Source organism: Pseudalkalibacillus decolorationis (genome assembly GCF_024609785.1).
GTDB classification, from domain to species: Bacteria; Bacillota; Bacilli; order Bacillales; family Fictibacillaceae; genus Pseudalkalibacillus; species Pseudalkalibacillus decolorationis.
The window spans coordinates 210,765-222,006 of sequence record NZ_JANHJQ010000004.1 but is presented as its reverse complement, the minus strand read 5'-3'; the positions used below and the strand labels follow the sequence as shown (position 1 = coordinate 222,006).

Annotated in this window: 9 protein-coding genes and 3 tRNA genes; 11 read left to right on the top strand and 1 reads right to left on the bottom strand. The window is 40.4% G+C overall.

Features of this window, described 5'->3' with window-relative positions:
- Window positions 1-770 (bottom strand): IS30 family transposase (locus NON16_RS05865; RefSeq protein WP_257347665.1); only part of this gene is annotated, 770 nt, incomplete at its 3' end.
- 485 nt (window positions 771-1,255) lie between these two features.
- On the opposite strand from NON16_RS05865, the gene NON16_RS05860 reads away from it, so the two are divergent.
- The 11 genes from NON16_RS05860 (at window position 1,256) to NON16_RS05810 (ending at window position 11,193) form a co-directional block, all read left to right on the top strand.
- A tRNA-Lys gene (locus NON16_RS05860) sits at window positions 1,256-1,331 on the top strand.
- Window positions 1,332-1,342: 11 nt separating this feature from the next.
- Window positions 1,343-1,418, top strand: a tRNA-Asp gene (locus tag NON16_RS05855).
- 322 nt (window positions 1,419-1,740) lie between these two features.
- Window positions 1,741-1,816: transfer RNA gene (locus tag NON16_RS05850), tRNA-Phe, on the top strand.
- Between the two features lie 428 nt (window positions 1,817-2,244).
- A complete protein-coding gene (locus NON16_RS05845; protein ID WP_257347682.1) occupies window positions 2,245-3,780 on the top strand; it encodes a peptidoglycan DD-metalloendopeptidase family protein in 1,536 nt (511 codons plus the stop codon).
- 217 nt (window positions 3,781-3,997) lie between these two features.
- Window positions 3,998-4,708 carry a response regulator YycF gene (yycF, locus tag NON16_RS05840; RefSeq protein ID WP_257347664.1) on the top strand — a complete coding sequence of 237 codons (711 nt, stop codon included), beginning with the start codon at window positions 3,998-4,000 and terminating at the stop codon, window positions 4,706-4,708.
- A 9-nt stretch (window positions 4,709-4,717) separates the two neighbouring features.
- On the top strand, window positions 4,718-6,520 hold the full coding sequence (walK, locus tag NON16_RS05835) for a cell wall metabolism sensor histidine kinase WalK (RefSeq protein ID WP_257347663.1): 1,803 nt from the start codon (window positions 4,718-4,720) through the stop codon (window positions 6,518-6,520).
- Window positions 6,517-7,890 carry a YycH family regulatory protein gene (locus NON16_RS05830; protein ID WP_257347662.1) on the top strand — a complete coding sequence of 458 codons (1,374 nt, stop codon included), beginning with the start codon at window positions 6,517-6,519 and terminating at the stop codon, window positions 7,888-7,890. The genes walK and NON16_RS05830 overlap by 4 nt, the downstream gene beginning before the upstream one ends.
- Before the next feature lie 4 nt (window positions 7,891-7,894).
- Window positions 7,895-8,725, top strand: coding sequence for a two-component system regulatory protein YycI (locus NON16_RS05825; protein ID WP_257347660.1), 831 nt, complete (start codon window positions 7,895-7,897; stop codon window positions 8,723-8,725).
- A complete protein-coding gene (locus tag NON16_RS05820; protein WP_257347659.1) occupies window positions 8,667-9,515 on the top strand; it encodes an MBL fold metallo-hydrolase in 849 nt (282 codons plus the stop codon). Before NON16_RS05825 ends, NON16_RS05820 begins: the two co-directional genes overlap by 59 nt.
- Before the next feature lie 144 nt (window positions 9,516-9,659).
- Window positions 9,660-10,865, top strand: a complete 1,206-nt coding sequence (locus tag NON16_RS05815; RefSeq protein ID WP_257347658.1) for a S1C family serine protease — start codon at window positions 9,660-9,662, stop codon at window positions 10,863-10,865.
- Between the two features lie 169 nt (window positions 10,866-11,034).
- Entirely contained in the window at window positions 11,035-11,193 is a 159-nt protein-coding gene (locus NON16_RS05810; RefSeq protein WP_257347657.1) for a CxxH/CxxC protein, read from the top strand.
- The last annotated feature ends 49 nt before the right edge of the window (window positions 11,194-11,242 follow it).

Below are 11,242 nucleotides of genomic sequence, written 5' to 3'. Positions count from 1 at the left end.
GATTTCTTTCCAATAACCGTATCAATTTCCCAGTGTCCAAATTCTTCTCTGGACTCAACGGAGTCACATCGTTCTTCAATGCTCTGCCCTAGAATACGCTTGTTTTTACGAGAGGGTTTCTTTTTAGTGGATCGGCGCATTTTCATGGCAAGATCTAGGTTTCTGACAGACAGCTTCCCTTGATCGATCAAATTATAAATCGTTTTAGTGGACGGGATATAAGTGTTGTTGAATGTAGTGGCTCTTTTCGCATAACCAACGATCGCGTCTGGTGACCATTTATCTTCTAAAATTTTCTTCCCTGCGAACTGAAGGAATTCCCATGCTTTCATGACGATAGATTGAGCTCCACAGTGCTGACGATTTTCTTTGTAGACACGGGCGCCGGTATCAGAGAAATAGTTTATACTTGGCTTTCGATTGGTATCAAGCTGTGTAACGGAACCCCGTTTGCGTTCTCGAGAGATGGTACTTACATCGCGATTTGTTCTTTTCGCAATCTCACGAAGAGAGAGACCTAATTTTAGATAGGCAGAGATTTCCCCTCTCTCGGAATCGCTAAGATGTTTAAAGGAGCGAGCCTTNGTATCAAGCTGTGTAACGGAACCCCGTTTGCGTTCTCGAGAGATGGTACTTACATCGCGATTTGTTCTTTTCGCAATCTCACGAAGAGAGAGACCTAATTTTAGATAGGCAGAGATTTCCCCTCTCTCGGAATCGCTAAGATGTTTAAAGGAGCGAGCCTTTGTGCTAGAATGAGTTTGAGCCATAGTGTGACCTCCGTGAGTTAATTGTTTTCGTCGACATTAATGATACACGGTCTCACTATGGTTTTTCTATTTATATGTGTTGCACTTCATTTTACAATTAACCTCAGCCGTTTTTTTAAAAAAATACTTGATTGATTATTGTATTTTAAGAAATAACATGATACTATTTATTTTGTCGGTCAAGAGGACGACCTACATAAGGTGAGTAATCAGCATCAATACATGAGCCTTTAGCTATGAACATTACATCATGAATAATCGTTGAATTGTCCTGACACAGCATACTGCAATGAGTGGCTGGAAGAGGAAAGGTCAGAGTTGGAGGTGAATAATCATCATCCATAAACGAGAGCCATTAGCTCAGTTGGTAGAGCAACGAACGATACACCATGAAAGATCTGTGAGTTGTCCCGACACAGCCTGCTGCAAAGCATGTGCATGTAGAGGAAGGGACATAGAGGTGAGTAATCATCATCCATAAACGAGAGCCATTAGCTCAGTTGGTAGAGCATCTGACTTTTAATCAGAGGGTCGAAGGTTCGAGTCCTTCATGGCTCACCATTTTCTAAGTTGGACCCGTGGTGTAGGGGTTAACATGCCTGCCTGTCACGCAGGAGATCGCCGGTTCAAATCCGGTCGGGTCCGCCATTTAATTTCAATGGTAGATTTATAGGCAAACAACTCAGTACTCTATACTAAGGCTCGATAGCTCAGTCACGAGCGATACATCGCCGAAAGGTCAGCGAGTTGTCCCGACACAGCTAGCAACGATAGGATAGTTGAGTAGAGAAAGGGACAGGGAAACCGACGAACAACTGAATACTTCTATATTAAGGCTCGATAGCTCAGTCACGAGCGATACATCGCCGAAAGGTCAGCGAGTTGTCCCGACGCAGCCAGCAACGATAGGAAAAGCTTGTAGAGAAAGGGACAGGGAAACCGACGAACACAACTGAATACTTCTAATTAAGGCTCGATAGCTCAGTCGGTAGAGCAGAGGACTGAAAATCCTCGTGTCGGCGGTTCGATTCCGTCTCGAGCCACCATATCCTTATAACATAAAGCATGAATAACTCATGCTTTTTTGCACGTTAAGAAAGTATAAAAATACTTTCTATAGTATAAGCGCAACTACGGCGATCACCTGCGCTAAGGCTTGGCTCTAGCCAAGTTTTCTTTATTTTTGACTATCATTCAACAACTAGCGAGTAATCAAACTAACCCGATCAAAAACCTCATTACTAAAATATTCACCAATTTCCCCCAATAATGTTCCATTAACTACCTCTAGTTCAACAAAATTGGTACCCTTTTTACAACAATGATACAGTTTCATTACAAAACAATGTATTTTATTGTCGAACTTTCTGGGCATATGGTATGGTTTTAAACGATGATGAGACATAGATAAAAAGTCATGTATAGAAATAAATAGATAAAAAGGTACATAGTAGGAGGTTTATGAATTTTGGGGATGGGGATTGATAAGCACCAGACATCACAAATGGCCAAGGTGCGAAATATAACTTTATTAAGTACATTACTAGTCGCATTGAGTCTAGTAGGATTCAATACAAGCGCATTTGCAGCGGATGATAAATTTGCACTAATCAAGACAGTCTACCATGTGTACGTTGATGGACAAGAGCTTGGGGTTGTCCATGACAAAAGGGTTGTCGAACAAATGAAAGAAGAAATTATTAAAGACGCGGAAGATCGTTTCAAGGATGTACAGTTGACGATTAATGAGGATATTGAGTACGTTCCTGAAAGAATTTTCCGTCCTGAAATTGACCGTGGGGAAATGAAAAAGAAGCTTACAAGCATGCTTACGATTGGTGTACAAGCTATGGAAATTTCAGTAGACGGGGAAACACTTGGTTATTTTAAAAATGAAAAAGAAGCAAAAAAGGTACTTCGAGAGCTCAAGCTTGAGTATGTAGACGAACAAACACTCAATCGATTGCAGGCTGAAGAAGAGAAAAATGAAAAAGAAACGGTTCCAAAAGCTGGAGTGAAACCTGCGATTGCGGATAACGCACAAACAAAAAAGGTAGAAATGGAATCCGATTCTGAAAATGAAAAGACGGATGATTCTAATAAGATTCTTAATGTTTCTTTTAGCGAACCGGTAAAAATTGAACCAGCTAAAGTAACACCTGACGAACTGATGTCTGTGAAGGAAGCAATTTCCTTATTTAATAAAGGGACCTTAGAGGAAAAAAAGTATGAAATCAAGGATGGCGAAACGAAAGAAGAGATCGCCGAACAATATGACCTCAGCATTGACGAATTATATGAACTTAATCCGAATTTGAAAAAGAATGACTACATTAAACCAGGAAAAACGCTTAATGTAACTGCTTATGAACCCTTTGCGAAGGTTATTGTAGAAGGAAAGGTTCAGCGTGAAGAAACGATTCCATATAAAACTGAGGTAAAAGAAGACAGTTCAATGCCTAAAGGTGAAACAGAGACAGAGCAAGATGGAGAAGAAGGTTCCAAGGAAGTGCTTTACTCTGTAACGAAAGTGAACGGCAAAGTAACTGAAGAAAAGAAGCTTTCAGAAGAAATCCTATCAGAGCCAGTAACAGAAATTACAATTAAAGGTACAAAGATCATCCCATCTCATGGAACTGGTTCGTTTCACAGACCCGTAGCTGGTGGCCATATTTCCAGTAAGATGGGGATGAGATGGGGCAGTATGCATAAAGGTATTGATTTTGCAGGACCAAGCAACCGTTCTATTCTAGCTGCTGATAATGGGACAGTCGTTTCTGCAGGCTTTAATGACGGTGGATATGGGAACAAGATTGTCATTGACCATAATAATGGATTCAAGACGATTTATGCGCACCTTGCATCGATTAGTGTTTCAGCTGGAGATACCGTACAACGCGGACAAAAGATCGGTGTTATGGGGTCAACAGGAAACTCCACTGGTGTTCACTTGCACTTTGAAGTTTATAAAAACGGAAGCCGAAAAGACCCACTCAATTATATTAATTGATCCACGTAAATACCCCTGGCAGATTTGTATTGCCAGGGATTTTATTATATAAAGGGTAATGATTCACACCTAAACTTACGCTTTTCTTAAGTAATTACTATGAAATTTCCTCATCCTGCCTGAGTGTGGTAAAATAAGTGAAAACTATGAAACAATAGATAATGTAATTTAATGAATATGAAATGGTGTTTACTTTCGCGAAAAGGAGACCACGTTTATGGATAATAAGAAGATTTTAGTCGTTGATGATGAAAAACCAATTGCTGATATTTTACAGTTTAATTTGGAAAAAGAGGGCTTTCAGGTTATTTGCGCGTATGACGGAACGACCGCTATCGAGAGGGCGGAAGAAGAACAGCCTGATATGATCCTGCTTGATATCATGCTTCCACAAAAGGATGGTATGGAAGTTTGCCGTGAGATCCGAAAGAAATATGATATGCCGATCATCATGCTGACAGCCAAGGATTCAGAAATTGATAAAGTTCTTGGACTCGAGCTCGGAGCGGACGATTATGTAACAAAGCCGTTCAGTACTCGTGAATTGCTTGCACGTGTGAAGGCGAACATGAGACGTCATCAAAACGAAGGTGACAAGGATGGTCTTGAAGGTACAAGTGAAATTAAGATAGGTTCACTGACGATTCATCCTGAGGCATACCTAGTAACCAAACGTGGTGAAACGATTGAACTGACACACCGTGAATTTGAATTGCTTCATTATATGGGCAAACATATTGGACAAGTTATGACACGTGAGCACTTGCTGCAGACGGTATGGGGTTATGATTACTTTGGTGACGTCCGTACGGTGGATGTAACGGTAAGACGTCTACGAGAAAAAGTGGAGGATAATCCTAGTCATCCTGCTTGGATCATTACCCGTCGTGGAGTAGGTTATTACCTGAGAAACCCAGATCAGGAGTAGTGTAAGTAAATGAAAATTGTAACGTTTTTTCGATCTATTCATTTTAAATTTGTTTTAGTCTATATCTTACTCATCATTATCGCCATGCAGGTCATTGGCGTTCTTTTTATGGAGAAGCAAGAGGAGCTGTTGAAGAAAAACTTCACGGACCAAGTCGACAGAAACGTTGATTTTATTGAAACAAGCCTTGAAGAAGAACTCCAAAACAGTGAAGAAGAGGAAAAAACACAACAGAACATTAATAATCTTATTGATGACTTTTCCTTTGATGGAAATGATAAAATCCAAATTGTAAATAGTGAACAACAAATTATTGCTTCGAATGAGGAGAGTCAAGTAAACCAGAAAACTTCACGGATTATAATAACACAAGCACTGTTAGGCCAACAGAATAGCGGTATCTATTTAAGTGGAGATATTCGGACCTATGTGCTGGCAAAACCAATTCGTGTTGGACAGGAAGGGCCGGTCCTTGGTGCAATTTATGTCGAAACTCCAATCGAGAATATCTATGAAATGTCGCAAAGTCTCAACGGAATTCTTGCAAATGCGACAATTATTGCCCTGGCAATATCGGGATTTTTAGGCGTTATTCTCGCCCGAACGATCACCCGTCCCCTTGCAGATATGCAGAAGCAAGCACAAGTTATGGCCCGTGGGGATTTTTCCCGAAAGGTACGTGTATACGACAAGGATGAAATAGGGCAGCTCGCCGCTTCTTTTAATGATTTAACGAAAAAGCTGCAGGAGGCAAATGTCATTACCGAAAGTGAACGAACGAAATTGCGATCGGTACTTTCCTATATGACAGATGGTGTTATTGCTACTGACCGTGATGGCTACATTATCCTTATGAATGATCGTGCAGAAGAGATGCTTGAGTACTCGAGACATGAAACAATGGGTCGGTACCTTCCTGAGGTACTCGGTATTGAAGAAGGGTTTTCCATAGAAAAGCTTGAGGAGTCACCCGATTCCCTTATACTTGATTACAGTTCCCATCAAGTTCCGTTTATATTAAGAGCGAGTTTTTCTGTCATCCAAAAGGACGATGGACCTGTAAACGGGATTATTACAGTTCTTCACGATGTTACTGAGCAGGAACAGATCGAAAAGGACCGAAGAGAGTTTGTGTTTAATGTTTCCCATGAACTTCGTACTCCGCTTACAACAATGAGGAGTTATTTAGAAGCATTAGAGGAAGGAGCATGGAAGGATGAACAGCTGGCTCCCCGTTTTCTAAATGTAACACAGGCAGAAACAGAGCGAATGATTCGTCTAGTAACAGACTTATTGCAGCTTTCGAAAATGGATAATAAGGACTACAATCTCGATCTGCAACAAATTAATTTTACGGATTTAATGCTTCTAGTTATAGATCGATTTCAAATGTCAAAGAAAGACAACATAAGATTTGAAAAGCATATCTCAAATGAACCATTACCTGTTCGCGTGGATCGGGACAAAATTATTCAAGTGCTTGATAACATTATTTCCAATGCCTTGAAATATTCACCTGATGGAGGAAAAGTGACTTTTGTTTTGGAGAAAACAAAAAACCACGTTCACATTAGTGTGAAGGATGAAGGTATGGGGATACCGAAACAAAATCTAACGAAAATATTTGAACGTTTTTACCGAGTAGATAAAGCCCGATCACGTGAAATTGGAGGAACAGGCCTTGGACTTGCAATTGCTAAAGAGGTTGTGAAAGCTCACGGTGGAAGGATCTGGGCTGAAAGTGAGTATGGAAAAGGGACGACCGTTCATGTTAAGCTTCCAACGGATGATACCAGGGGGTCTATGGAATGAGCTGGAATAACATAAAACATAAGATTGCCAGGTTCTACTCAGCGATTTGGAAGAATATTGAGCCGGTCAAAACCGTACTTCTTACTTTACTAATTGGATTAAGTATTTTCTTAACGTGGAATTTATGGACCTACACTCCAAATTTACAAGAGCTCCCGGATGGAACGATTGATTCAAAAATTGAGCAAGGTGTGAAAACGACGGTACAGGATGTTATTCAACCAATGAAGGTTATTTTGCATCAAAATAAGAAGCATTACTGGTCACCGTCCATGGGAGTAGGCAAGCAGACTGAAGGGGTTTATGAGCGGTTACAAAAGGCCACACTTGTTGCCGGAGATCCGCTTCCAATTGATGAAGTAGATGAATTGTCAGAAGGATTCGAAGTAATTTTTCCGACAGCTGTTCCTGCCCCAGCCCTTCAGAAGGTATTCGAATTTTCAAAGGAGAACCCGTTTTCGGCGGAACCAGGTGGAATCAAAACCCTATATATCTACAAGAAGGGAAAAGATTGGATGGTTCGATTCATACCAGCAGAAAATGAGAACTCCAAGTTTGTTTATGAGTTTCAAATTACGGATGCGAATCACTTAACGAATATTGATGATGAATACCGGAGTGATCTACAGGTAGAGGAACTAGATCGTTTTGAGCTTAACGGTAAAGCGTTTTATTTACCCAAGAGAGGTATTACGTTACAAAGTCTTAATTACCGTATAGATGATTTGGGTATTGAGCCGTTTGTAAAGCTTTTGTTGCCACAGCATGTGAAAATTGACGAATCCAAATTTGTAGGAACGAAGTCATTCATGCAGTATTACAAAGACAGAGAAATATTCGTTTATACTAGTCCTTCTATTAAGACGAATCAGAGTGATGCATTAGAGGAACATGTCACTGTACAAGGTATGAATTTTATAAACAGTCATACAGGATGGACGGATCAGTTTCAATTGTATGAATTTTCAGACGCCAACAGCAATTATGAGGGGTATAAGAATTATAAGGAAATTCAATATCGATTAACCTTAAACGGCTTCCCGCTTATGGACGATGCACTGTCACTAATTGAATTAGAATATTCAAATCAGGAGCTCTATCGATACAAGCGTTCTTTACTTGTGCTGGATAAGCCGTTGCAGCTTGAACCGACTACAGTGAAGCTGGAAAATGGTGCAGAGGTCGTTCGTACCCTTAGACAATTATCTGGAAATGAGATAAACGTGAAGGATATTACAATCGGTTATTATGTTGATATAAACGATAACCGCACCGTTGAACTAATTCCAGCGTGGTATTATAAAGTTGGTACGGCATGGAAGAAAATTAATTTTGATGATAATGAATTATTTGAGAATAAAGGGAGGTAATGGAATGGACTGGAATAATATAAAGACCATCTTCATTTTTACCTTCCTCATACTTAATATTTATCTCGGAATTGAGGTTTATGAAAAAGTAAATCCGGGTTTTGATGAACTGCAAAATAATACCCAATCCGCAAAACGACTCGATGAGATTCAATATGACAAGAAGCCCCCTGTCGTAAAAGAGCAGCTCGCCTTAGTAAAAGGAAAGAGTAAGGTATTTACAGAAAAAGAGATCAATGCACAATTTCAAAAGGAAAATTCCAACCAAGAAGTTAAAGTAACGTCAGGCACCATCATCAATGCAACCTTAAAAGATCCATATGACGACCTTTCACATAAAAGTGAAGATGAACTTAAGGGGCAGCTTCAAATCTTTCTTGAGGAATATGTGCCGATGAGCGAGGACTATCAATATTGGAAGCATGACAAAGATCGGGGTTTATATATCTTTCGCCAAGAGCATAAAGAAGTACCGATATATTTCAATGAGTATATTACAGAAGAAAATTTGACCGGATTAATAGAAATTGCAACGAATGAAAAGGGGGAAATTACGAGCTATCGCCAGACGTATATGACCCTTGAAGATCAAGGAGATAAACAGAAATTAATTAAGGCGAAGGCTGCATTGCTTGTGACCAATATTCCACCAGGAACGAAAGTGAAGAACATAGAGCTCGTTTATTTTACGTTGATTACAGATGAGGAACAGTTTCAGGTAAAGGTATTTGTTCCAAGCTGGCACATTGTTACTGAGGAAGAGGAATTTATCGTGGATGCGACTAACTCAACTGTTATCAACCTGGAACCAACCGAAGAAAGTGAAGTGGAATGACGTGAAATTTAGTGTACTTGCAAGTGGAAGCACGGGAAATGCTTGCTATGTAGAAACTGGAAAGAAGCGATTGCTCGTCGATGTCGGTTTAAGCGGCAAGAAAATCGAAGCACTTTTTAAGAAAATCAATCGTGACCCGAAGCAGCTCGACGGAATCCTTGTTACGCACGAGCATAGTGATCATATTAAAGGACTTGGGATACTCTCGAGAAGATTCAACCTACCGATCTATGCCAATGCAAAGACATGGTTTGCTATGGAAAACCAGATTGGAAAGATCCCGACCGACTTAAAGTTTCATTTTGAATCCGAGACTATTCAAACATTTGAAGATCTTGAAGTGGAATCGTTTCGTGTCTCACATGACGCAGTCTCTCCGCAGTTTTATGTTTTTCACAGTCAAGGAAAGAAGCTGACTCTGGCAACGGATATGGGTTATGTGAGTGACCGTATTAAAGGGACCATTCGTGATTCGGACATGCTGATCTTCGAGTCAAACCATGATATTGACATGCTCATGATGGGTAAATATCCATGGAATACCAAACGGAGGATTCTTGGAGACCAGGGACATGTATCAAATGAAGATGCAGGGGAAGCTCTTGCAGAGATTATTGGAGACCAAACACGACGTGTATACCTTGCTCATCTAAGTAAAGACAACAATATGAAAGATCTTGCCCGTATGTCTGTCCAGCAAACATTAGAAAACCGCGGCTTCCAAATTGGTGAAAAGCTGAGTCTGTATGATACAGATGCTGAAGTTCCGACGGATCTTATCACGGTATAAATTAATAGTAGGTTTAGTAACCCCCGAAATGGGAAATGTATTAAGTGGCAGACAAATGTCAAAATTCACCCAAAATTAGGTGGTAGACGATATTTTTTCTTATAATGGGAATAACAATTATAAGTGAAAGGGATGATGAGATACATGGGTTACTATGATGATAATTACCGGAGTAACAAGCCGAATAAGGGGAATCGAGCCCGCAGTTTTTTAATGGGAATTACCGGATTGGTGCTCGGGGCACTGATCGTTGTTTTTGCAACAGACATAGGGTTGTTTTCCGGTGATCTACCTTCGAACAATAAAGAAGCAACGAGCGGGGAAACGAATACAGGGGAGACTGTAAATGAGACTGTTAACGTCGATGTTAATACAGCAATAACCGACGCAGTGGAAAAGGCACAGGATGCTGTGGTCGAAGTAGTCAACATCCAGAAATCCAGTTTGTTTGAACAAGGACAGTCTGCAGGTGTAGGTTCGGGAGTCATTTATAAAAAAGAAGGCGATTATGCATACATTGTAACAAACCATCACGTTGTTGAAAATGCAAGCCAAGTGGAGATTTCCTTGTCAAATGGAACCCAGCTTAAAGCGGAACTACTTGGATCTGATCCAATCATGGACTTAGCAGTTTTACGGGTAAAAGGTGATAAAGTAAATGCGGTTGCTGAATTCGGAAGTTCAAGTGGACTGAAACCAGGTGAACCGGCGATTGCCATCGGTAACCCACTAGGTAATTTCCCAGGCACAGTTACAAAAGGGATTATTAGTGCGGCAGATCGAACAGTCCCTGTCGATCTGAATGGAGATAAGCAGCCTGACTGGCAAACTGAGGTTATCCAAACTGATGCTGCGATTAATCCAGGTAACAGTGGTGGCGCTTTAATCAATATTAAAGGCCAAGTAATTGGAATCAACTCGATGAAAATTGCACAACAGGCAGTTGAGGGTATCGGTTTTGCGATCCCGTCAGATATTGCCCAACCAATTATTGCTGACCTTGAAGAATTTGGTGAGGTAAAGCGTGCGTATATGGGTGTTCAAATCGTCCCACTCATGCAAGTATCGAACTACCATCGTGAACAAACGTTGAAAATACCGAGTGATGTCAACGAAGGTGTTGTACTCTATCAGGTCGATCCAATGTCCCCAGCAGGTAAAGCGGGACTACAGGAATTCGACGTCATCGTCGAACTTGATGGAAAGAAGGTTGCATCACCAGCGGAACTCCGTAAACATTTATATAAAGAGAAAGAAATTGGCGATAAGATGGAAGTAACAATTTACCGTGAACAAGAAAAGAAAACAGTTACCATGACATTAGGTGAAGCGAAAGGACCAGGGGAGTGATAGCCACTCTCCTTTTCTTTTTGGAGGAAAAGAAGCTGCAAACTCCTAAAACCAACTGAATGTAATAGCAGGAATGCATTTGTACACAAGTTATCAACAGTAGGTCTATCGAAATGAAAGAATGTGCTAAACTAGTAAGTAGAAGAACTTTTTTGAGGACGTGAAAGCTATGATCCCTTGCTGTAAAGAGCATATCGAATTGGCTCTTGATGTCATTGTAGATGAATACGAAACGGCACCAGAAATGAAGAAACTCACAGAAAACGAACAGATGTCCACAACCTGTGAATATTGCGAAAAACCCGCCATATATATGGTGTCAAACTAATGTTCCTATACCGGATGTGGATAGAAAATGTGTATATGTGGATAACTTT